The organism is Bradyrhizobium sp. RT6a (assembly GCF_040547675.1).
Classification (GTDB): domain Bacteria; phylum Pseudomonadota; class Alphaproteobacteria; order Rhizobiales; family Xanthobacteraceae; genus Bradyrhizobium.
Window position 1 is genome coordinate 186,985 of the sequence record NZ_JBEPQC010000010.1, and the last position, 22,905, is coordinate 209,889.

General features: G+C 65.0%; 17 protein-coding genes, 2 pseudogenes and 1 riboswitch. Of the genes and pseudogenes, 11 read left to right on the plus strand and 8 right to left on the minus strand.

The genetic code is table 11. From position 1 onward, the window contains the following. Positions 1-31 precede the first annotated feature (31 nt). Positions 32-1,126 carry an adenylate/guanylate cyclase domain-containing protein gene (locus ABIC03_RS34830; protein ID WP_354064886.1) on the minus strand — a complete coding sequence of 365 codons (1,095 nt, stop codon included), beginning with the start codon at positions 1,124-1,126 and terminating at the stop codon, positions 32-34. Positions 1,127-1,227: 101 nt separating this feature from the next. Between ABIC03_RS34830 and ABIC03_RS34835 the strand changes: the two are divergent. Beyond that, positions 1,228-1,681: pseudogene (locus tag ABIC03_RS34835) on the plus strand (SRPBCC family protein). A 13-nt stretch (positions 1,682-1,694) separates the two neighbouring features. Here the strand turns inward: ABIC03_RS34835 and ABIC03_RS34840 are convergent. Further along, on the minus strand, positions 1,695-2,864 hold the full coding sequence (locus ABIC03_RS34840; protein ID WP_275169065.1) for a DNA topoisomerase IB: 1,170 nt from the start codon (positions 2,862-2,864) through the stop codon (positions 1,695-1,697). 399 nt (positions 2,865-3,263) lie between these two features. Here ABIC03_RS34840 and acs point away from each other — a divergent pair, with 399 nt between their 5' ends. Together acs and ABIC03_RS34850 are read left to right on the plus strand one after the other, a co-directional pair. Further along, a complete protein-coding gene (gene acs / locus ABIC03_RS34845; protein ID WP_354064888.1) occupies positions 3,264-5,210 on the plus strand; it encodes an acetate--CoA ligase in 1,947 nt (648 codons plus the stop codon). Between the two features lie 437 nt (positions 5,211-5,647). After that, entirely contained in the window at positions 5,648-6,163 is a 516-nt protein-coding gene (locus ABIC03_RS34850; protein ID WP_354064890.1) for a L,D-transpeptidase, read from the plus strand. A 55-nt stretch (positions 6,164-6,218) separates the two neighbouring features. On the opposite strand, the gene ABIC03_RS34855 is transcribed toward ABIC03_RS34850, so the two are convergent. Further along, a complete protein-coding gene (locus ABIC03_RS34855; protein WP_275169060.1) occupies positions 6,219-6,806 on the minus strand; it encodes a thermonuclease family protein in 588 nt (195 codons plus the stop codon). A 57-nt stretch (positions 6,807-6,863) separates the two neighbouring features. After that, on the minus strand, positions 6,864-7,073 hold the full coding sequence (locus tag ABIC03_RS34860) for a DUF1674 domain-containing protein (RefSeq protein WP_275169058.1): 210 nt from the start codon (positions 7,071-7,073) through the stop codon (positions 6,864-6,866). A gap of 188 nt (positions 7,074-7,261) precedes the next feature. On the opposite strand from ABIC03_RS34860, the gene ABIC03_RS34865 reads away from it, so the two are divergent. The 3 genes from ABIC03_RS34865 (at position 7,262) to purH (ending at position 12,239) form a co-directional block, all read left to right on the plus strand. Beyond that, complete coding sequence (locus ABIC03_RS34865; protein WP_354064893.1) at positions 7,262-8,608, plus strand: RsmB/NOP family class I SAM-dependent RNA methyltransferase; 1,347 nt, start codon at positions 7,262-7,264, stop codon at positions 8,606-8,608. Positions 8,609-8,764: 156 nt separating this feature from the next. Then, positions 8,765-10,483, plus strand: a complete 1,719-nt coding sequence (locus ABIC03_RS34870) for a heparinase II/III family protein (RefSeq protein WP_275169155.1) — start codon at positions 8,765-8,767, stop codon at positions 10,481-10,483. Positions 10,484-10,542: 59 nt separating this feature from the next. After that, positions 10,543-10,624: riboswitch (ZMP/ZTP riboswitch) on the plus strand. 22 nt (positions 10,625-10,646) lie between these two features. Next, a complete protein-coding gene (gene purH / locus ABIC03_RS34875) occupies positions 10,647-12,239 on the plus strand; it encodes a bifunctional phosphoribosylaminoimidazolecarboxamide formyltransferase/IMP cyclohydrolase (RefSeq protein ID WP_354064895.1) in 1,593 nt (530 codons plus the stop codon). A gap of 164 nt (positions 12,240-12,403) precedes the next feature. Here purH and ABIC03_RS34880 read toward each other — a convergent pair whose 3' ends face one another. Further along, positions 12,404-13,792, minus strand: a complete 1,389-nt coding sequence (locus ABIC03_RS34880; protein ID WP_354064897.1) for an MFS transporter — start codon at positions 13,790-13,792, stop codon at positions 12,404-12,406. A gap of 99 nt (positions 13,793-13,891) precedes the next feature. Between ABIC03_RS34880 and ggt the strand changes: the two genes are divergently transcribed. Further along, entirely contained in the window at positions 13,892-15,643 is a 1,752-nt protein-coding gene (gene ggt, locus ABIC03_RS34885) for a gamma-glutamyltransferase (protein WP_354064899.1), read from the plus strand. A 150-nt stretch (positions 15,644-15,793) separates the two neighbouring features. Here the strand turns inward: ggt and ABIC03_RS34890 are convergent, their stop codons facing one another. Beyond that, positions 15,794-16,459, minus strand: a complete 666-nt coding sequence (locus ABIC03_RS34890; RefSeq protein WP_354064901.1) for a glutathione S-transferase family protein — start codon at positions 16,457-16,459, stop codon at positions 15,794-15,796. Positions 16,460-16,610: 151 nt separating this feature from the next. Here ABIC03_RS34890 and ABIC03_RS34895 point away from each other — a divergent pair, with 151 nt between their 5' ends. From ABIC03_RS34895 to panE, 4 genes and pseudogenes are all read left to right on the plus strand, one after another. Then, complete coding sequence (locus ABIC03_RS34895; RefSeq protein ID WP_354064903.1) at positions 16,611-17,207, plus strand: DUF2239 family protein; 597 nt, start codon at positions 16,611-16,613, stop codon at positions 17,205-17,207. An 89-nt stretch (positions 17,208-17,296) separates the two neighbouring features. Continuing rightward, a pseudogene (locus tag ABIC03_RS34900) lies at positions 17,297-18,647 on the plus strand (MATE family efflux transporter). Between the two features lie 88 nt (positions 18,648-18,735). Next, a complete protein-coding gene (locus ABIC03_RS34905) occupies positions 18,736-19,350 on the plus strand; it encodes a 2-hydroxychromene-2-carboxylate isomerase (RefSeq protein ID WP_502916953.1) in 615 nt (204 codons plus the stop codon). 213 nt (positions 19,351-19,563) lie between these two features. Then, positions 19,564-20,487 (plus strand): 2-dehydropantoate 2-reductase, encoded by a 924-nt coding sequence (panE, locus tag ABIC03_RS34910; protein WP_354064906.1) that lies wholly within the window; start codon positions 19,564-19,566, stop codon positions 20,485-20,487. Positions 20,488-20,673: 186 nt separating this feature from the next. Here the strand turns inward: panE and ABIC03_RS34915 are convergent, their stop codons facing one another. Both ABIC03_RS34915 and ABIC03_RS34920 read right to left on the minus strand, forming a co-directional pair. Beyond that, positions 20,674-21,267, minus strand: a complete 594-nt coding sequence (locus ABIC03_RS34915) for a c-type cytochrome (RefSeq protein ID WP_354064908.1) — start codon at positions 21,265-21,267, stop codon at positions 20,674-20,676. Between the two features lie 216 nt (positions 21,268-21,483). After that, complete coding sequence (locus ABIC03_RS34920) at positions 21,484-22,764, minus strand: PQQ-dependent sugar dehydrogenase (protein WP_354064910.1); 1,281 nt, start codon at positions 22,762-22,764, stop codon at positions 21,484-21,486. Between the last annotated feature and the right edge of the window lie 141 nt (positions 22,765-22,905).

Genomic DNA, 22,905 nt, shown 5'->3' on the forward strand with positions numbered 1-22,905 from the left:
CGATCCCGGATTACGCTCCGCTCCATCCGGACTACGATATCCGAGCTTGCGTCTCCGGCAGCGCAAACACCTCGCATGGCACGGCGATGCCGCGCAGCGAATGCGATCCAAGCGCGATCAGAGGCATGTCGGTCTCGGCGGCGAGCGCGCCCGACACCAGCACGGTTCTGCCGAGCGGCTTGCACAATCCTTCGAGCCGGCTGGCGAGATTGACGGCGGGACCGATCGCCGTGAAATCGAGCCGGTTGGCGGCACCGATATTACCCCACAGCATCTCGCCGAGATGCAGCGCCGCGCCGAACGCGAGCGGCGGCAGACCTTGGGCACGGCGCTCCGCGTTGAGATACGCCATCCCCGCTTCAGCCGCGCTCGCGGCACGCAGAGCCGCATCGCACGCGTGGCGCGGCGATGCCCTAAGCACCGGAAAGATCGCGAGCACGCCGTCGCCGATGAATTTCAGCACCTCGCCGCCGAACGCGTGAACCGCGCCGGCGATGCGATCGAACCAGGCATCGAGCGCCGCGATGACGTCGGCAGGCGGATTGGTTTCCGACAGGAGCGTGAAATTGCGCAGATCGGCATAGAGCAGCGCGGCCTGAATGGTCTCGCCGAGATCGCGCCGCAGGGGTGCGGCCAGAACCCGCTCCGCGCTGCGCTTGCCGAGATAAGCATCCAAGGTCGCGCGCAACGTTGCACGCGCGGCAAGCACCGCAAGGGGTGTCGCGGCAAAGCGCGCGGCCTGGCGCAACTGCTCGGTCTCGTCCGCGGTGAACGGACGCGGCCCGATCCAGCCGAGCAACGGCCCGTCGGGGCGTCCCACCACGTCCTCGTGCACCTCACCGTCCGCGATGTCGCGCAGCCAGCGGCGGCCGGCATCGTTGGGCGGGTCGGGCGCGAGGCCGCCTGGTGCGAAGCCGAGCGCTTCGATCACCCGGCCGTTCTCCGCGCGCCATAACCATGTCCGCTTCGCGATCAGCGGATGCGGCACCTCGAGCGTCAGGCTGCCTGCCGCAAGCGGCACGCCATCGGCGACCAGATGAGCGCCGAGGTCCGCGAGCAGGCGGTCGGCCCGGGCGCTATCGGCGGCGGCATCGACAAGCCAGGCGAGCGTCGGAGAGAGGTGCATGGCCCGATCATGGCGAAGGCAGGACCTCTTTGTCACGGGCAATCCTTGACGGGCCGCCCGAGCGCCGCCATGTCCCACAGTCAGCCCAGGGATGATCGCCGATGACCGAACCGTTCATAGTGCGACGCGAGACCCAGATCGCCGCCCCACGCGCCACCGTTTTCGCTTACCTGACCGACCCCGAGAAGATTTTGGGCTGGATGGGCTCCGATGCGACCACGGAGCCGCATCCCGGCGGGGTATCTGCTCAAAGGCATCGGCCCCCGCGGCGGCGTCGCCCGCGGCGCGTTCCGCGAAGTCGTGCCGGTGCATCGTCTTGCCTACACGTTTGGATGGGAGGGCGGCCAGGAGGTGCCGCCCGGCTCGAGCTTGATCGAGATCGACCTGATCGAACGCGACGGCGGCACATTGCTGCGCATGACCCATAGCGGGCTGCCGACCGAGGAACAGGCTGCCGCGCACGCGACGGGATGGGCGCACTATCTGGGACGGCTCACGGCGGCAGCCGCGGGCGGCGATCCAGGTCCCGACAACGGCGTTTCCAACAAGGCGTAGCGACGGGAGAGGATCAGACCGCCGCGGTCGCCACCACCTGCTGCAAAAGCTGCTCGCGCCTGGCCTGCGAGCGCTGGCCCTTCATGGTCGCGGCGAAGCGTTCGAGGATGCCGTCCTCGAACGCGGTGACGATGGTGTCGTGAACATAGCTCTTGCGGCAGATCGCCGGCGTATTGGAGAGCTGATCGGCAGCGCCGCGGATCGCCTCCAGCACCTGCTTCTTGCGGCCACGCTGGCTGGTCGCCGGCGTGATCCGCGACAGCGATTCCACGACGACAGCAGAGGCCATCAGCGTGCGGAAATCCTTCAGCGAGATCTTGATGCCGGCGATCTCGCGCAGAAACGCGTTCACCTGCGTGGTGCTGACCGCGCGCACGATGCCATAGGGATCGCGATACTGGAACATGCGCTTGCCGGGAACGCCCTGCAAAATGCCGATGGCGCGCACGAGCTTGGCCGCGTCGCACTCCTTGCGCACGGCCTTGCCGCCCTTCGCCTTGAACGTCAGCACGAAGCTGTCGTCTTCCAGCGAGACGTTGGACTTCAGCAGCGTGGTGGCCCCGCGGGTGCCGTTTAGACGGGCATAGGATTCATTGCCGGGGCGGATCGCGGTGCGCGCAATTAATTCGATGACGGCCGAGAGCGCGAACTCGCGGGTCGGCTCGTCGCCCGACAGGAACGCCGAGACCTTGCGCCGGATCTTGGGCAGCGCGCCGACGAGCTTTTCCAGGCGATGCGCCTTGCGTTGCTCGCGGACCTTCTCCCAATCGGCGTGATAGCGATATTGCAGCCGGCCCGCGGCATCGCGTCCCACCGCCTGGAGATGCGTGCTCGGATCGGCCGAGTAGCGCACCTCGCGATAGGCCGGCGGCACCGCCATGGAATGCAGCCGCCGAATGGTGCGGGCATCGCGGATGTGGGCGCCGTTGGGCCGCACGAACGAATAGCCCTTGCCGCGCCTGATGCGGCGAATAGTCAGCTCGTTCTGGTCGCCGAGCCGCAGGCCCAGCTCCTTGGCGAGGGCCTCGACCGTCGCCGCAGGCGCCGCGTCGAACACTTTTTTCGGGCTGGGACGGCCGGAACCGGCTGGCTTCGGCCATTGTCCGAGGGCTTTGGCCAGCGCAATGGCTGCAGGATCGGCTGAAGCGGGCCGCAAAGTCCCGAGATTCTGCTGATCCATCATAGTCTTATGCCTTAGCCCTGTTTGTTATCGGTCAATGCCGCTGTTCTGATTTTTGTTCCAAGGGGTCTCGTGGACCCGGGTTGGCCATTTAGGGTGTTCCGAACCGCATTGCGAGTCCCGAATCAGTGAGAGGCGGTTTCTAAATACCTCTGTTGGGCGCATGGCGCTCTGCGCGGGCCCATTCCGAAGATCTGGGTAAAGCCCCGAAAGCCGCCCGTCGCCCTGTTTCAAAACTGCGACAGTCGCACGGAGCGGCTTGATCCTCCGCATGGCAGGCTGCTCGCCGAAGGTCCAGCTTGTGCACCTTGTCGGGTCCGGTTAGCCCGACGCATAATCGGTTCAACGATCAAGTCGGCTCGCCAGCGGTCTGTGCTCGGCTTGCCGTATGTGGAGGGAAGCATGTCCGAGAAGATCTACGACGTCCCCGCGGAATGGGCGAAGCGCGCCTGGGTCGATCAGGCCAAGTACAAGGACATGTACGCCCGCTCGATCTCGGACCCGAACGCCTTCTGGGCGGAGCAGGCCAAGCGCATCGACTGGATGCACGCTCCGACGAAGATCGAGAACGTCTCCTTCGCGCCCGGCAACATCTCCATCAAATGGTTCGAGGACGGAATCCTCAACGTCGCCCATAATTGCATCGACCGGCATCTCCACAGCCGCGCCAACCAGACAGCGATCATCTGGGAAGGCGACGATCCCTCGCAATCCCGGCACATCACCTACAAGGAGCTGCACGACGAGGTCTGCCGGATGGCCAACATCCTGCGCACCCGGAACGTCAAAAAGGGCGACCGCGTCACCATCTACCTGCCGATGATTCCGGAGGCGGCCTATGCGATGCTGGCCTGCGCGCGGATCGGCGCGATTCACTCCGTGGTGTTCGCCGGCTTCTCGCCCGACAGCCTCGCGCAGCGCATCAACGACTGCCAGTCCAAGGTGATCATCACCGCGGATGAGGGCCTGCGCGGCGGCAAGAAGGTGCCGCTGAAGGCCAATGTCGACGCGGCGCTCGCCAAGGCAGACGGCGTCGACTGGGTCGTCGTGGTCAAGCGCACCGGCGGCAAAATCGACATGAACCCGACGCGCGATCTCTGGTATCACGAGGCTGCCGCGATGGTGACGACGGAATGCCCGGTCGAGCACATGCACGCCGAGGATCCGCTGTTCATCCTCTACACTTCGGGCTCGACCGGCCAACCCAAGGGCGTGCTGCACACCTCCGCCGGCTATCTCGTGTTCGCCGCGATGACGCATCAATACGTCTTCGACTATCACGACGGCGACATCTATTGGTGCACCGCCGACGTCGGCTGGGTCACCGGCCACAGCTACATTCTGTACGGACCGCTCGCCAATGGCGCGACCACGCTGATGTTCGAAGGCGTGCCGAATTACCCGGATAATTCGCGATTCTGGAACGTCATCGACAAGCACAAGGTCAACATCTTCTACACCGCGCCGACCGCGATCCGCGCGCTGATGCAGAACGGCGACGCGCCCGTGAAGAAGACCTCGCGCGCCAGCCTGCGCCTGCTCGGCTCGGTCGGCGAGCCGATCAATCCGGAAGCCTGGGAGTGGTATCACCGCGTCGTCGGCGACGAACGCTGCCCTATCGTCGACACCTGGTGGCAGACCGAGACCGGCGGCATTTTGATCACGCCGCTGCCCGGCGCCACGAAGCTCAAGCCGGGCTCGGCGACTCAGCCGTTCTTCGGCGTGGTGCCTGAGATCGTCGACGCCGACGGCAAGGTGCTGGACGGCGAGACATCAGGCAATCTGTGCCTGACGCGGTCATGGCCGGGCCAGATGCGCACGGTCTATGGCGACCACGCCCGCTTCGAACAGACCTATTTCTCGACCTACAAGGGCAAGTATTTCACGGGCGACGGCTGCCGACGCGATGCCGACGGTTATTACTGGATCACCGGCCGCGTCGACGATGTCATCAACGTCTCCGGTCACCGCATGGGCACGGCGGAAGTCGAGAGTGCGCTGGTCGCACACGAGAAGGTCTCGGAAGCCGCCGTGGTCGGTTACCCGCACGACATCAAGGGCCAGGGCATTTACGCCTATGTGACCCTGATGGCCGGCGTCGAGCCGAGCGACGAACTGCGCAAGGAACTCGTCACCTGGGTGCGCAAGGAGATCGGCCCGATCGCCGCGCCCGACCAGATCCAGTTCTCGCCAGGCCTGCCCAAGACCCGCTCCGGCAAGATCATGCGCCGCATCCTGCGCAAGATCGCCGAGGACGAGCCGGGCAGCCTGGGCGACACCTCGACCTTGGCCGATCCCGGCGTGGTCGACGACCTCGTCAAGAACCGGCAGAACAAGAAGTCCGCGTAAGTCAGTCCCGTGCCCCGGACGCAGCGCAGCGCTCCTTCGCGGTGCGCTGCTGAGCCGGGGCCCATGCAACGGCAGACTCTGTGGCTTTCTATGCCCCGGCTCTGCGTCGCACCGCTTCGCGCTGCGCCGCGTCCGGGACACGAGATCCATCCCCGCGTTAGCGCTCCCCCAAACAACGGCCGTTCACATCCTCACGCACTTGTCGGGCCGCGCCCCGGCGCCCGGGCATCTTTCCGGGCAAGTGTTGTTTTCAGGTCATTTACTTTGTTTCGAACTTTTCCTTTGTTCCCCCTGCTGGCTGGCCCTTGGCGGCCGTGCGTGGAAACCATCCGGTTAACAGGCGCGGTTAAGAATGTCCCCTAACAAGGACTTGGTGAGCCGGCGATTGCCGGTTTTGCGTAATTTTGGACGGTCCGTTCGGGGCAAGGGGAAAATCGATGTCGATGAGGATTGCTGTGGCGCTGGCCGCCACCGTTGGGGCTGGGGTGATGATGTCGACGGCGGCGCAGGCGCGGCCGGAAATGGTGGGAACGCACCTGGCTGATTATTCGCCGGGCACCATCGTGGTCAAAACCAACGAGCGTCGGCTCTATCTCGTCCTCGATAATGGCCACGCCGTGCGCTACCCGGTCGGCGTCGGCAAGTCCGGCAAGCAGTGGGCCGGCACCACCCGCATCGACGGCAAGTACCGCAATCCGGCCTGGTCGCCGCCTGCCGAGGTGAAGCGCGACAAGCCGAGCATCCCGGACGTCATCCCGGGCGGCTCGCCGCGCAACCCGATGGGCGTCGCGGCGATGACGCTGTCCGGCGGTGAGTATGCCATCCACGGCACCAACGTGCCGGGCTCGATCGGCGGCTTCGTCTCGTATGGCTGCATCCGCATGCTCAACGACGACATCACGGATCTCTACAGCCGCGTCTCGGTCGGCACGACGGTGGTCGTGACGCGCTGATCGCCGGCATCAGGGCGAGACGGCAAGAGCCGCGTCTTTCGACGCGGCTTTTTTGTTACCAGAAGCGCCAGCTCCGCGCGCACCAGCCGTCGCGATGGCCGCCATTGTAGTTCCGCGCGTAGCCGCCGGCGAGCAACGCCGCCGAGACATTGGCCGTGCGTTTGGTCGCGACGTCGGCGAGAACGCGTCCGTATTTATCGGAGCCGAGATTGGTGATCACCACGCCACCCTGGCCGAGCAGATCGCGCAATGCGCGGGCCGCGGCTTCGGCCTTGTCCAGCTCCTCCTGGCAGGAGGCTTTCATCTCGGGTGCATCGATGCCGCGCAGGCGAACGCGCACCACGAGATCGCGGCCGTTGCGCTGACGAACGCGTGCGAGAAAGGTGTCGCCGTCAATGGTGCGAACGACGTCGACCGGCTCACGGACGTCAGGATTGGCCTGCTGTAAGATGATTTCGGCGTCCCGCGACTGACCGTCAGTCGCATGAGGGAAGGGCCAGTTCATCCCGTGCCGGAACGTGAACACCACGGCCACCACGATTCCGACCACGAACATCCACGGCAACAGGCCTGAGAAGCGGCGGCCAAACGGCGAGCCGCTGTATGAAGGCCGATACGGATGGCTTGGATCGAAACGCGACATCCGCGCACGCTAGGGCTGAGTCGGGCAGTACGGCAAGCGAGCCTCAAAAGGCAAGCTTCAGAAGTCGGAAGCGATGCCCTTGCGCTCCCAATCGCCATAGCGGGTCGGTTCGGGTCCTTTTGGGCCCTGCAACTCCTTTGGCGCCGCCTGGCCGTTGTTTTTGGCTCGGACTGCCGCAGCCTGCCGGCGCGCGTCGGCCTCGGCCAGCGCACGCTGGGCGGCCGGCGTAAGCTGCTTGCGGTCGGGAACAGGAGGCTGGTCACTCATCGTAGGCTTTCTAGCGCGGGACGGCGCACGGCGCGACGCCCAATAACGCATTCCTGAAATGGCGCCGAAAGGGCTGAAAAAACCCGGAAGCGATTCTTACATTTGGCATATTCGCGTGCCAGAGATCGCCTTCTCAAGGCATGCGCCCATTACGGCGAACTGCCGCTCGCTCAGAACCTTGTTTCCGCATGCCTTCTCAACGTTTCGCTCCTCCATCCGAAGTGCCCGGTCTCGCGGCGCGGCGGATTGCCGCCGACATCGTCGACGGCGTGCTGCAAAAGCACCGCACGCTTGACGAGCAGCTCGATGGCAGCGGCGCCCATCCCGGACTGAAGACGCTCCCCGACCGCGACCGCGCGCTGATGCGCCGCCTGGTCGCCACCGTGCTGCGCCGGCTCGGCACGCTCGGCCATGTGCTGTCTCGGTTGCTCGACAAGGGCATTCCCTCCGACGCGCCGCGCGCGCAGAGCGCGCTGTTGATCGGCGCCGCCCAGATCCTCTGGATGGACGTGCCCGATCACGCGGCCGTCGATCTTTCCGTTCGCCTCGTGCAATCCGACCGGCGCGCCGCGCGCTATGCCGGCCTCGTCAACGCCGTGCTGCGCCGCTGCGCCCGCGAGGGCAAGGCGCTGGTGGACGAGGTTGCGGCACAGTCGCTGGATCTGCCGCCCTGGATGGTCGCGCGCTGGCGCGCGCATTACGGAGAGACGGTCGCAAGAGACATGGCGCTCGCGCTCAGCCACGACCCTTCGCTGGATCTGACCGTGAAGTCGGACGCCGCGCAATGGGCGAGCCGCTTACATGGCGAGGTGCTGCCGACCGGATCGGTGCGTACGGTGCTGCATGGCGCGGTGACCATGCTTCCCGGCTTCGCCGAAGGACAATGGTGGGTGCAGGACGCCGCCGCTGCGCTGCCAGCTCGGCTGTTCGGCGACATCAAGGGCAAATCCATCGCCGATCTCTGCGCCGCTCCCGGCGGCAAGACCGCGCAACTGGCGCAGGCCGGCGCGCACGTCACGGCCATCGACCGCTCGCCCGCCCGGGTGGCGCGGCTGCGCGAGAATCTGATGCGGTTGTCGCTCCAGGCCGAGACCGTCGTCGCCGACGCCGTGGAATGGGCGGGTCCGGCCGATGGCTTCGACGGCATCCTGATCGATGCGCCCTGCACCTCGACCGGGACGATCCGCCGCCACCCCGATGTCTCCTGGCTCCGGCAGGAATCCGACATCGCCGCAATGACCGTGCTCCAGCGGCGGCTGCTGCAAAAATCGGTCTCCCTGCTCAAGCCCGGCGGGACGCTGGTCTACTGTACCTGCTCGCTGGAACCCGAAGAGGGCGAGCATGCGGTCGCCGCGCTGCTGGCCACAGAGCCTGGGCTTCGCCGGGTCCCGATCGATGCGTCCGAGGTGTCGGGGCTCAACGAGATCGTCACCGCCGAGGGCGATTTGCGCACTCTGCCCAGCCATCTGCCGAACGCCGATCCCAAGCTCGGCGGGCTCGACGGCTTTTTCGCGGCCCGGCTCGTTAAATCCTGATTTTGCACTGGATTTTGCAACCACGGCGCTGATTCGCGTCGTTCAAGGTGGTGTCGGCCGTCCGATTTTGGGATTAATAAGGATTCGTCGGAATCCTCTCCCCCATCAAGGCAAGGCGTGTCGGTCGCTCAACGCAGACGTATCTCGACGCTGGTGATGAACCGCTTCGCGCGGAACATGCTCGCGCGCGCGAGCGGCGGTTCCGTCGCCCTGTCGCGGGTCTGGCCCGGCCGCGCCGACCGCTTGATCATCGCGCCGCATGACCTTCGCACAGCGGATGCGACCCGCGCCGCCGAGATCTATGCCGGCCGCTTCGTCTTCGCCGGCAAGATCGTCAATTGCCACGGCCGTTCGATCTTCGATCTCGAGCCGCCGTCGGAGGATTGGGAGGTTGCGCTGCTCGGCTTCGGCTGGCTGCGCCATTTGCGCGCCGCGGACACCGCGCTGACGCGCGCGAATGCGCGCTCGCTGATCGAGGACTGGATCGGCAACCCTGCCAGCAAGCGCCGTCCCGTCGCGCGACGCGCCGACGTGCTGGCGCGACGCGTGATCTCCCTGCTGTCGCAGGCACCGCTGGTACTGAACGATACCGACAACAAATTCTACCGTCGCTATCTGCGCGCGCTGGCGCGCGAAATCCGCTTGCTGCGCTACACCATGGTCAACATTCCCGACGGAGTGCCGAAGCTCCAGGTGCTGATCGCGCTATGCTATGCGGCGCTGTGCCTCGCCAACCAGGCAAGTCACATCCGCAGCGCCTCAAAAAAGCTCTCTGATGAATTGCAGCGGCAGATCCTGCCCGACGGCGGACATGTCTCGCGCAACCCGGGCGCGCTGATCGAGCTGTTGATCGACCTGTTGCCGTTGCGGCAGACCTTTGCCGCACGCAACATCGCGCCGCCGCCCGCGCTGCTCAACGCGATCGACCGCATGATGCCGATGCTGCGCTTCTTCCGCCACGGCGACGGCAATTTCGCGCTGTTCAACGGCATGAGCGCGACGCCCTCAGACCTGCTTGCCACGCTGCTTGCCTATGACGACACCCACGGCGCGCCGATGTCGAACATGCCGCATACCGGTTTCCAGCGCCTCGATGCCGGCCAGACCACGCTGATCATCGATACCGGCCCGCCGCCGGCGGCCAGCGTCAGCCACGACGCCCATGCCGGCTGCCTGTCGTTCGAACTGTCCTCCGGCATCAGCCGCATCGTCACCAATTGCGGCATGCCGACTACGGGCCGCGACAATTGGCGGCCGTTCGCACGCGGCACGGCGGCGCATTCGACGCTGACCTATCACGACACCTCGTCATGCCAGTTCGTGGAGATGTCGGCGATGAAGCGGCTCTTGCACGGCGCTCCGGTCACCAGCGGTCCCGTCGAGGTCGAGAGCTATCGCGAAATCGTGCAGAACGGCACGCTGCTCACGACGTCGCATGACGGTTACCTGACAAAATTCGGCGCGATCCACCGTCGCGTGCTGATGATCGCCAATGACGGCGCGCGCATCGACGGCGAGGACACGCTGTCGCCGCCGCAAGGCGGACGCTTCAAGGGTGCGGATGCCGATTTCGCGCTGCGATTCCATCTGCACCCAGCGGTGAAGGCGAGCCGGCTGTCCGATGCCCGCGGCGTCATGCTGGTGCTGCCGAACCGCGACGTCTGGACCTTCGAGGCACTCGACGACAAGGTGGAGCTGGAGGACAGCGTGTCCCTGGCCGGCAATGACGGCCCGCGCCGCACCGCGCAGATCGTGATCCGCCAGGATGCGCGACAGGCGCCCTCGATCCGCTGGAGTTTTGTCCGCTCCACCGCCTCGCCGGCGATCACGAATGCCCGCAGAAATGCGCGGCGGGAGCCGGAACTTCCGCTGTAGACGCCTGCAATTCGGCCCCATCTGATCGTTGTGAAAGCGACCGAAAACTGCTATCGAGCCTTCGCTCGCGCGACTGGCGACCTTGGATGGAGCACCATCGGGAAGCGCGGGACATAGCTGCCGCGCGCCTGGGCATTACTCCTTCAGACAGAGGATCTTGCTCATGACTGACCATCCCCGCCGCGTCACCCGCGCCCTTCTCTCCGTTTCCGACAAGACCGGTCTGATCGAATTCGCGAAGGCGCTTGCCGCGCACGATGTCGAGCTGATCTCGACCGGCGGCACCGCAAAGGCGATCGCCGCGGCCGGCCTCGAGGTGAAGGACGTCTCCGAGCTGACCGGCTTCCCCGAGATGATGGATGGCCGCGTCAAGACGCTGCATCCGAAGGTGCATGGCGGCCTGCTCGCGATCCGCGACAACAAGGACCATGCGGAAGCGATGACCGCGCATGGCATCGCGCCGATCGATCTCCTCGTCGTCAATCTCTATCCGTTCGAAGCGACCGTCGACAAAGGCGCGGGCTTCGAGGATTGCATCGAGAACATCGACATCGGCGGCCCCGCGATGATCCGCGCCGCCGCGAAGAACCATGACGACGTCGCCGTCGTGGTCGAGGCGCAGGACTATCAGGCCGTGCTCGACGAGCTCGCCGCCAACAGCGGTGCAACCACGCTGAAGCTGCGCCGGCGCCTTGCCGCCAAGGCTTACGCGCGCACTGGCGCCTATGACGCCGCGATCTCGAACTGGTTCAATCGCCAGCTCGAGATCGACGCGCCCGATTTCCGTGCCTTCGGCGGCCGCCTGATCCAGTCGCTGCGCTATGGCGAGAATCCGCACCAGACCGCGGCGTTCTATGCGACGCCCGACAAGCGACCGGGCGTCTCGACCGCGCGGCAGCTCCAGGGCAAGGAGCTCTCCTACAACAACATCAACGACACCGATGCGGCCTATGAATGCATCGGCGAGTTCGACGCCAAGCGCACCGCAGCCTGCGTCATCGTCAAGCATGCCAATCCCTGCGGCGTCGCGGAGGGCTCCGACCTCGTCAGCGCGTATCGCAAGGCGCTGGCCTGCGATTCCACCTCGTCGTTCGGCGGCATCATTGCGATGAACCGCGCGCTCGATGCCGACACCGCGCGCGAGATCACGAAGATCTTCACCGAGGTGATCATCGCGCCCGACGCAAGCGAGGAAGCGATCGCCATCATCGGCGCGCGCAAGAACCTTCGGCTTCTGCTCGCCGGCAGCCTACCCGATCCGCGCGCGCCCGGCCTCACCGCCAAGACGGTGGCAGGCGGCCTCCTGGTGCAGAGCCGCGACAATGCGGTGGTCGACGACATGACCTTCAAGGTTGTGACCAGGCGGGCGCCGACGGACGCCGAGATGCGCGATCTGAAGTTCGCGTTTCGGGTGGCCAAGCACGTCAAGTCCAACACCATCATCTATGCCAAGGATCTCGCCACGGTCGGCATCGGTGCCGGCCAGATGAGCCGGGTCGATTCAGCGCGGATCGCGGCACGCAAGGCTCAGGATGCGGCCGCCGAGCTGAAGCTCGCCGAACCGCTCACCAAGGGCTCGGTGGTGGCGTCGGATGCGTTCTTCCCGTTCGCCGACGGCATGCTCGCCTGCATCGAGGCCGGCGCCACCGCCGTGGTGCAACCCGGCGGCTCCATGCGCGACGACGAGGTCATCAAGGCCGCCGACGAGCACGGCATCGCCATGGTGTTCACGGGCACGCGGCACTTCAGGCATTAGGTCTGTCGTGCACTAAACTCTCAACGGGTCGTCCCGGCGAAGGCCGGGACCCATAGCCCCAGGAAGTAGTTTGGTGTGCGGTACTAGCCGCGTCGCGGCAACGAGAAATCACGCGGTATGGGTCCCGGTCCCCGTGCGCAATTGCGCACTAGGCCGGGACGACACTAATTTTCCCGCACCCGCATCAACAGCGCCAGCCCCGCGACGAAGAACACCACCAGCACGGCCATGCCGGCCTTCTGGCTCGCCGTCACCGCGGTGATCACACCGATCAGGAGCGGGCCGATGAAGGACGTGACTTTTCCCGTCAGCGCGAACAGACCGAAATACTGCGCGATGCGGTCCTTCGGTGCGAGACGGATCAGGAGCGTGCGTGAGGCCGCTTGCAGCGGACCACCGGCCGCACCGATTAGGCAGCCCAGCACCAGATAAGCGCGCTCTGACGCAGCGGCGAACAAAGCACCGCCGGGCGCGGGCGGCGCAACCTTGATGAAGAAGATCGAATCCTTGTCGACCAGTAGGATCGCCGTCAGCGCCAGCAGCAGGACCAGCATGCTGCCGGCGATCACGCGCTTCGGCCCGAAGCGATCGTCCAGCTTGCCGCCGAGCCACGCACCGAACGCGCCGGCGATCGCGAGCATGATGCCAAACGTGCCGATCTGAATCGTGTGCCAGCCGAACGTGCCCGCCGCATAAATGCCGCCGAAGGCAAACAGCGACACCAGACCATCGGTGTAGATCATGTTCGCAAGCAGAAAGGCCGCAAGCGATTTCTGCTGCGGCAGCCCCTTGATCGATTGCTTCAGCTCCGACAGGCCTTCGTGCAGCGCCTCGCGCACCGGACGCTTCGCTGGATAGTCCGGCGTGAACAGGAACATCGGCGTCACGAAAATGATGAACCAAAGCCCGGTCAACGGTCCCGCGGCGCGGTCGCCTTGACGGCTGACGGGATCGAGCCCGAACAGCGGCGTAAAGCCGAGCAGCGTGCGGCCGGTCTCGGGATTCGCGGCGAGCAGGCCGAGCACGATGATCAGGCTGACGATGCCGCCGACATATCCCGTCGCCCAGCCGGTGCCGGAGAGCCGTCCGATACGATCCGGCGGCACCAGCGTGGGCATCATCGCATTGTTGAAGAGAGTGGCGAATTCCGCGCAGACGCTGGCGAGCGCGACCGCGGTCAGCAGCGGCGGAATGATCGAGGGATCGCCCGGCTTGCCGATCCACAGCGTGCAGGATGCCAGCACCAGCACGGCACCGAAGCCCGCGATCCACGGCTTCCTGCGACCCGAAGCATCGGCAATAGCCCCCAGCACCGGCGACATCAGCGCGATTGCGAGGCCCGCGGCAGCCATCGCAAAGCCCCACAGCGATTGCCCGGTGGCGGGATTCGGCGCAATGCCGGTGGCAAAATACGGCGCGAACACGAAGGTCGTGATCAGCGTGAAGTAAGGCTGCGCCGCCCAGTCGAAGAAGATCCAGCTGACGACGGCCCTGCGCTGCGGATAGGTCCGCTGCGCGCCGGCGATGCGCGCATCCGGGGCGATCGTCGTCACTCCACAATCCTCATCACGAACAGTTTTGCCTCTGTCGAAACAAACCGTATAGCATTGCAACGCTGCATGTGAACTGCCCATGGCCATTGCGGAAGTTTGATGATGTCGTCTTTTTCGACACGGCGGACATTTTTCGCCTTCCTTGCCACTCTGGCGTTTGGACTTCCGACCGCGACCGCGCAGGATGCGCGGCGGGCCTATGTGCCGCCGGCGCTCGACACGGTGCGTGCCGTTCCCGCCGAGCACGGCATGGTGGTCGCGCAGGAGAAAATCTCTGCGCAGGTCGGCGCCGACATCCTGCGACGGGGCGGCAATGCCGTCGACGCCGCGGTCGCGACCGGCTTTGCGATGGCCGTGACCTATCCGCGCGCCGGCAATATCGGCGGCGGCGGCTTCATGGTGATTCATTCCACTGAGCGCAACGAAGACATCACAATCGATTATCGCGAGACCGCGCCGGCTGCGACCACGCCACAGATTTTCCTCGGCGCCGACGGCAAGCCCGATGCGGCGAAGTCGCGGGATTCCGCGCTCGGCGTCGGCGTGCCCGGCACCGTCGCGGGTCTTGCGCTGGCCCTGGAAAAATATGGCTCGGGCCGGTTCACGCTGGCGCAACTGCTCGAGCCCGCGATCGCGCTCGCCCGCGACGGCTTCCTCGTCGGCGACGACATTGTCGACACTCTGCCGGGGTGGCACAAGCGGCTGGTGCGCTGGCCCTCGTCGGCCAGGATTTTCTCGCGGCCTGATGGTACACCGCTCGGCGAAGGCGACCGACTGGTGCAGAGCGATCTCGCCGAAACGCTGTCGGCTGTTGCCGCACAGGGCCCGCGCGGTTTCTATGAGGGGCCGGTCGCGGAAAAACTCGCCAAGGCCGTGACTGACGCGGGCGGCATCATGACGCCGGCCGATTTGAAATCCTATCAGGCGGTCATCCGTGCACCGGTGCGCGGCACCTATCGCGGCTATGACATCGTGTCGATGCCGTTGCCGTCGTCGGGCGGCGTGGTGCTAGTGGAGACGCTCAATATCCTCGAAGGTTTTCAGCTCGCTGATCTGAAGCAAGGATCGCCGGCCTCGCTGCATCTGCTGATCGAGGCCATGAAGCGCGCTTATGCGGACCGGGCGCGCTATCTCGGCGATCCCGCGTTCGTCAACGCACCGATCGGGACGCTCACCGCCAAGGACTACGCCGGCAAGCTGCGGGCAACCATCTCCGCCGATCGCGCCACTCCGTCGAAACAGCTCGTTTCCACCGCGGCCTCACCGCATGAGGGCAGCAACACCACGCATTTTTCCGTCGTTGACGGCAGCGGCAACGCCGTCAGCAACACCTATACGCTGAACTTCAGTTACGGCGTCGGCCTAGTCGCCGACGGCACCGGCGTGCTGCTCAACAACGAGCTCGACGATTTCAGCGCAGCGGTCGGCGCTTCCAATGCCTACGGCCTCGTCGGCTTCGAGGCCAATTTGCCCGGGCCGGGCAAGCGGCCGCTGTCCTCGATGTCGCCGACCATCGTGCTGAAGGACGGCAAGCCGGTACTGGTGACGGGCTCGCCGGGCGGCAGCCGCATCATCTCGACCGTGCTCCAGGTGATCGTCAACGTCCTCGATTACAAGATGGACGTCGCGGCAGCCGTGGCCGCACCGCGGCTGCATCACCAATGGCTGCCCGACGAGGTCCGGGTCGAGAGCGGCTTTCCCGACAATGTGCTGCTCGAGCTGAAGGCGATGGATCATCTCATCGTCACGCCGATGGGGCAGACATCCGCCAATTCGATCTCGGTGACCGCCAACGGTCCGCTCGGCGCGCCCGATCCGCGTACCCGGGGTGCGGAAGCAGCGGGGCAGTAACTCTGTCCTTGCATGGCGCGAAGGCCGGCGGCCGGCTTGCGCGGAACGCGGCGCGTACTACACCGCGAGGCCAGAGAAACTGTCAAAGACGCGCGGACGCGTATTGCATGCGAACTGGCGGGCACTGTCGCGCAGGGCGCAGTGAGGAAGTTAGCGCCCCACCTGATACGGACCGCCCTTCTCGAGCGCTCTCGCGTACGCCGGCCGTGCATGAATGCGCTCCAGGAACGCCATCGCCTTGGGATGGCCGAGCTCGAGCCCTCCGCGCGCCTGGGCTGCCTCGAGCGGAAAGCTCATCTGGATGTCGGCGGCGGTGAACTCGTTGCCGGCGAACCACTCGGTTTTCGCAAGCTCGCCTTCCCAGTAGTCCATGTGCTGCTTGAGCTGCGGATTGACCAGCGCAGTCAGCGCCTGGTTCGAGACCTTGCGCACCAGGGGGCGGAGCAACGCCGGCGCGCGCTTCGGCATCAGCGTGAACAGCAGCTTGAGCAGCAGCGGCTGCATCGCCGAGCCTTCCGCATAGTGCAGCCAATAGGTGAAGCGCAGCCGCTCGGGCGTGTTCGGCGGCGGGACCAGCTGGCCGTTGCCATACGTGGCGATGAGATATTCGATGATCGCGCCGGATTCGGCGATGGTGTTGCCGTTGTCGGTGATGACGGGCGACTTGCCGAGCGGATGGATGGCGCGGAGCTCCTTCGGCGCGCGCATGTCCGGCTGGCGCTGATAGCGCACGATCTCGTAGGGCACGCCCAACTCCTCGAGCAGCCACAGCACGCGCTGCGAGCGCGAATTGTTGAGGTGATGAACGGTCAGCATCGCGTGGTCCCCGGGGCTAGGCATGGCTCGATCAGCCGCGCGTTCGTGCCAGCCCGGGAACGCAATGTCGAGCCATCCGCTCGGATATTTTGACCCGGGTATATTGACCCCAGCAATTTACCCGGGTATTAAAGTCGCCATCTCGACGAATATGGCAATGATTCCAATGCAGAAGACTTTCACCGCTTTCCAAGGGCATCGCCGTCTGGTCTCCGGGCCGGCGGGAGAGGTCGCGCTGGTCATCAAGCGGATGGCGGAGCGGCCCGACGAACCCATCATCATCTTCGAGGACGCCACCGGCCGATCGATCGACTTCGATCTGCGCGGCGGAGACCGCGAGGTGCTGGCGCGGCTGGCGAAGCTTGTCCCGCCCCCGGTTGAGGACACCCCATCGCCGAGCGAGCCGCGCGGCCGCGGCCGGCCGAAGCTCGGCGTGGTCGCGCGCGAGGTGACGCTGCTGCCGCGGCACTGGGAGTGGCTCAGCGCGCAAGCAGGCGGCGCTTCGGTGGCGCTGCGGAAACTTGTCGAAGAAGCGCGGCGCGCAAGCGGCGACAAGGACCGCGAGCGGCAGGCGCGCGATGCGGCCTATCACTTCATGTCGACCATGGCCGGCAATCTGCCGCAGTTCGAGGAAGCATCGCGCGCGTTGTTTGCGGATGACCGGCGGCGTTTCACCGGACTGATCGCAGATTGGCCCGCCGACATCCGCGACCACATCGTCAAGCTCGCCTACAGCGACCGCGCTTAGGCGCGCGCCTTCTCACAACCCCATCGACGACCGCGCCGCGCGCACTTCGCGTGGCGACGGTTCCGCACGCCCTGACGAAAGGCCAATCCATGTCCGCCGCCAAGCCGCTCTGGAAAAGTTTTCTGCGCTTCCTCGCGCCGTTGATGCTGAGCAATGCGCTGCAATCGCTGTTCGGCACCCTCAGTAACGTCTATCTCGGCCAGATGGTCGGGGTCGACGCGCTCGCGTCGGTCTCGGTGTTTTTTCCGGTGTTCTTCTTCCTGTTCGCCTTCGTCATGGGGCTAAGCACCGGCGCCACGGTACTGATCGGCCAAGCCTATGGTGCGGGCGAGCAGGGCCGGATCAAGCTCATCGTGGGCACGACGCTCGCGATCGGCCTGCTGCTCTCGATTGCAATTGCACTGATCGGCGGGATCTTCAGCCGCCAATTGATGACGATGCTCGCAACGCCCACGGACATTCTCGACCAGGCCAGCGCCTATGCCGGCATCATGCTGCTCACCATGCCGCTCGGCTTCGTCTTCCTGCTGATGACGGCGATGATCCGCGGCGTCGGCGATGCGCTGACGCCGCTGCTGGCGCTGGCCTTGTCGACTGCGATCGGCTTGATCTTGACGCCGATTCTGATCCGAGGATCGTTCGGATTGCCGGCGGCCGGCATCACCAGCCCGGCCTGGGCCGCGGCGATCGCCAACACGCTGACGCTGGTCGCGCTGGCCGCCTATCTGCTGCGGAGGAAACATGCGTTGGCACCGGACGCTGCACTGCTGCGCCATCTGCGGCTCAATCGTGTGGTGCTGGGGCAAATTCTCGGCATTGGACTGCCGAGCGCGAATCGGCATGGTGGTGATGGCGATCGCCGAACTGGTGCTGCTCGGCCTCGTCAACGGGTTCGGCTCGAACGCAACCGCAGCCTATGGCGCGGTCAACCAGGTGATGGGCTACACGCAGTTCACGGCGATGTCGATTTCAATCGCGGTCTCGATCCTCGGCGCGCAGGCGGTTGGCCGCGGCGACAGAACGGGGCTCGACGACATCGTGCGCACCGGACTTGCGTTCAACATCGTCCTGACGGGCGGGCTGGTGGCGCTGATCTATCTGGCGCCGCGCGCCGTGCTCGGTATCTTCATCACTGAAGACACCGTGCTCGATTTGGCGAAGAACTTGCTCAACATCGCATTGTGGAGCTCGGTGCCGTTCGGCCTGGCGACGGTGTTTTCCGGGGCGATGCGCGCTGCCGGCGTGGCGCTGACGCCAATGCTGCTCGCGATCTTCGCCATTGGAGCAATCGAGCTGCCGTCCGCGGTGATCCTGAGCCGCACGATCGGCCTTGAGGGTGTGTGGGCCGCCTATCCGATCGTGTTCTGCTCCATGTTCCTTTTGCAGATGGGCTATTACCTTCTGGTGTGGCGCAAGCGAACGATCCCGCGTCTGATCTGACGACATCATCAAGAGATTATGACCGTCATTAAATGGTGGACCCGCGGCGCGCGCTGCGCCACAATGCGAAAAAGCAACGTCAGGGAGGATGATTTTGACCCGCACAGCCCCGCAATTCCTGTTCGATTTCGGCAGCCCGAACGCCTATCTCAGTCATCTCGCGATCCCCGCCATCGAGCAGCGCATCGGCGTCAAGTTCGAGTACGTGCCAATCCTGCTCGGCGGCATCTTCAAGTCGACCAACAACAAGTCGCCGGCCGAGACGTTCGCCGGTATCAAGAACAAGCGCGAATTCCACACGGTCGAGACCGAGCGCTTCGTCAAGCGCTTCGAGGTTCAGCCCTACGTCATGAATCCGTTCTTCCCGGTCAACACGCTGAACCTGATGCGCGCGGCGATCGCGGCGCAGCTCGAGGGCGTGTTCGAGACATATGTCGAGGCCGCCTTCCACCACATGTGGCGCGAGCCGAAGAAGATGGACGATCCGGAAATCGCGGCGAAGGCGCTGGCGTCCTCCGGCCTCGACGCGCAAAAACTGTTCACCCGCGCCGGGGAACCCGAGGTGAAGGGCAGACTGATCAAGAACACCGAAGAGGCAGTCGCGCGCGGCGCGTTCGGCTCGCCGACCTTCTTCGTCGGCAACGAGATGTTCTTCGGCAAGGAGCAGTTGCGCGAGGTCGAGGAGATGGTGTCGGGGAAGTGATTTTCGTATGATGGACAAATCGAGCCATCATCTCCGATGTCGTCCTGGCGAAGGCCAGGACCCAGCCACCGAAGGCTATGGCTGGGACGAGCTGGGGCTTCAACTTGCCCGACAACATGCAGTCGGGGTAATGGGTCCTGGCTTTCGCCAGGACGACGGCAAGAAACAAACGACGACGGCAAGAAGCAATCAAGAAACAACAAGGACAATCCCATGCGTATCCTCGTGGTCGGCGCTGGCGCCATCGGCGGCTATTTTGGTGGCAGGCTGTTGCAAGCCGGCCGCGACGTGACCTTCCTGGTCCGACCGCGGCGCGCCAGCGAGCTCGCGAGCGCCGGCCTCGTGATCGAGAGCCCGAACGGCGACGTGACCTTGAAGAATCCGCCGACGGTTCAAGCCGACGCGCTCAAGGACAAGTTCGACGTCGTGCTGCTCAGCTGCAAGGCCTTCGACCTCGACGACGCCATCAAGTCGTTCGCGGCAGCCGTCGGGCCCGACACGGCGATCATCCCGATGCTCAACGGCATGAAGCATCTCGACATCCTCGACGACAAGTTCGGCAAGGAGCGCGTGCTCGGTGGCCTCTGCGCCATCGCCGCGACGCTCAACGAGAAGCGTGAGGTGGTGCAGCTCCAGCCGATGCAGTCGATCAATTACGGCGAGCGCGACGGCAAGCTGTCGGATCGCGTTAAGGCGATCGACGAGGCCTTCAAGAGCGGCATCAATGGTGCCACCGCCAGCCAGAACATCATGCAGGACATGTGGGAGAAGTGGGTGTTCCTGTCCTCGCTGGCGGCGTCCACCAGCCTGATGCGCACCTCTGTCGGCAACATCCTCGCCGCTCCCGGCGGCAGGGATTTCCTGCTCGGCATGCTGGACGAGACCAGCGCAATCGCCGCAGCGTCGGGCTACGCGCCGGGCGGGCCGTTCTTCGAGCGCGTGAAGGGCAACCTCACCACCGAGGGTTCACCGATGACGGCCTCGATGTTCCGCGACGTCAAGGCAGGTCTGCCGGTCGAGGCCGATCACGTCATCGGCGATCTCATCGCCCGGGCCGATGCCGCCAAGGTGCCGGTGCCGAAGCTGCGCATCGCCTACACGCATTTGAAAGCGTATGAGAAGCAGCGGGCGGGGTAGGCCCCTCGCTCGATCGTCATCCCGGGGCGCGCGTTGCGCGAGCCCGGGATCCATAACCACAGCCCGTGGTTATGAACCGAGCTGGTCACGACGAGTCTTCGCCAAACCACTCCCTGTGGTTATGGGTCCCGGATCTGCGCTTCGCTTGTCCGGGACGACGGTAGAGTTTTGCAGCTACATCGCGCGCTATTTGAAATACGCGAGATAGTGCGAGACAGCGGTGATTTCCTCATCGCTCATGTGATAGGCGACATCGGCCATCGCCGCGCCTCCGCCGCCGACGCGCTGGCTGCTCTTGTAGTCGTGCAGCGCCTTGATCAGGTATTCCTCGCGCTGGCCCGCCAGCCGCGCGACGGCCTTGGTGCCGGCAAAGCTATCCGTATGGCATGATGCGCAACGGCGGCCGGCGGCAACCTGGGCGCCCTTTTTCGACAGGTCCGGATCGTTGTCCTCCGCCGCTGTCGGCGGCGTCAGCGCTGCGAAATAGGCGCCGAGATTGCGGACGTCCTCGTTGGTGATCTCCTCGGCGATCGGCTGCATCTGGTCGTTCTTGCGCGAGCCGGCGCGGAAAAACACCAGCTGCCATTGCAGGAATTGATCGGGCTGGCCAGCCAGCGAAGGAATGTTCTCGGTCTGCGAGATGCCGTTCTCGCCGTGACAGCCGGCGCAGACGGCGGCCTTCTCCTTGATCGCGGCATTGTCGGCGGCGCTTGTGGGGAGAGAACCGAGCGCTGCGAGCGCAACCGCGCTGATTGCGTGCGAGATGAACTGCCGGCGCATGATTGGAATTTCCGATCTATCGAACGCGTCACTCCGGGGCGAAGAAGCGCGAGCTATGATGCGCAATTGCGCATCTGAGAATTCCATAACCCGCGTTCGTGGCTATGGGTTCCGCACCTGTGCGCAAGCGGCGCCCAACTCCGGGCGACAACGTGCGAAAATGAAATGAGAAAGGCTGCGGTGCCCCTCGGCACCGCAGCCTCGTGTCGTCTTGCGCTACTTCTTGCTGTAGCTGATGCGGTAGATCGCGCCGGCCCAGTCGTCGGCGACGAGGATCGAGCCGTCCTTGGCGAGGATGATGTCGTCGGGGCGGCCGAGATAGCCCTGGTCGCCCTCGATCCAGCCGGAGGCGAACACTTCCTGCTTGGCGTTCTTGCCGTCGGGCCCGACGATCACGCGCATGATGCGACCGCCCTGGTACTTGTGACGATTCCAGGAGCCGTGCTCGGCGATCAGGATGTTGTTCTTGTACTCGGCCGGGAATTGGTCGCCGGTATAGAATTTCATGCCGAGCGGAGCGACGTGGGCACCGAGGTTCAGCACGGGCGGCGTGAACTCGGAGCACTTGTGGCCCATCGCGAACTTGGTATCCGGCAGGTCACCCTGGTGGCAGTAGGGATAGCCGAAGTGCTCGCCGATCCTGCTGATCATGTTCAGTTTGTCCGAGGGCAGATCGTCGCTGATCCAGTCGCGGGCGTTCTCGGTGAACCAGAACTTGCCGGTGCGCGGATCGACGTCGCCGCCGACCGAGTTGCGAACGCCCAGCGCATAGATTTCCGCATTGCCGGTCTTGGGATCGACACGGCGGATCTGCGATACACTGGTCGGCGGCACGCCGATGTTGAAGGGCGGTCCGAACGGAATGTAGAACCAGCCTTCCTTGTCGACCGCGATGTATTTCCAGCCATGCGCGGCATAGGACGGCATGTCGTCATACACGACCTTGCCCTCGCCGAGATTGTCGAGCTTGTTTTCGACGTCGTCGTAGCGGATCAGCTTGTCGACCGCGATGACGTAGAGCGCACCGTCCTTGACAGCCAGACCCGTGGGCATGTTCAGGCCCTTCAGGATGGTCTTGACCTCTTTCTTTCCGTTGTTGTCCTTGATGGCGTAGACGTTGCCGAGGCCGAAGGATCCGACGAACAGCGTGCCCTTGTCACCCCAGGCCATCTGCCGCGCGGCCAGCACACCGGACGCGTAGACCTCCATCTTGAAGCCTGGTGGCAGCTTGACCTTCTTGACGATGTTGGCGAGCTCGGCGTCGGACGCGCCGGTCGGCGGACCCGACGGCGGCGCCAGACCCTTCTGCGCCTCGGTCTCGTCGCCGAGGAACCAGTCGTCCGGCGGATGGGTCCAGAACTCCTTGGTGCCGGATTCGTATTTCTTCAGCGGCTTGTTCTTGTCCTGCTGCTGCGCGTGACCGGCGCTTGTCCCCGCGAGAAGGGCAACCGCTGCAAGCGCCAGGACGGATTGAAAGACGGATCGATGGAATTTCATCGCGTCACTCCCCTAAGGCAGCCATCAGGGCTGCACGTTATTTTGTTTTGCTAGTCGAGAGGCGAAGTTTGGACTCTGTCGAGAGGACAGACGAAAAAGGTTAGCACATCTGCCAGCGGAGAGAAGCGCGCCGCGTGCGCT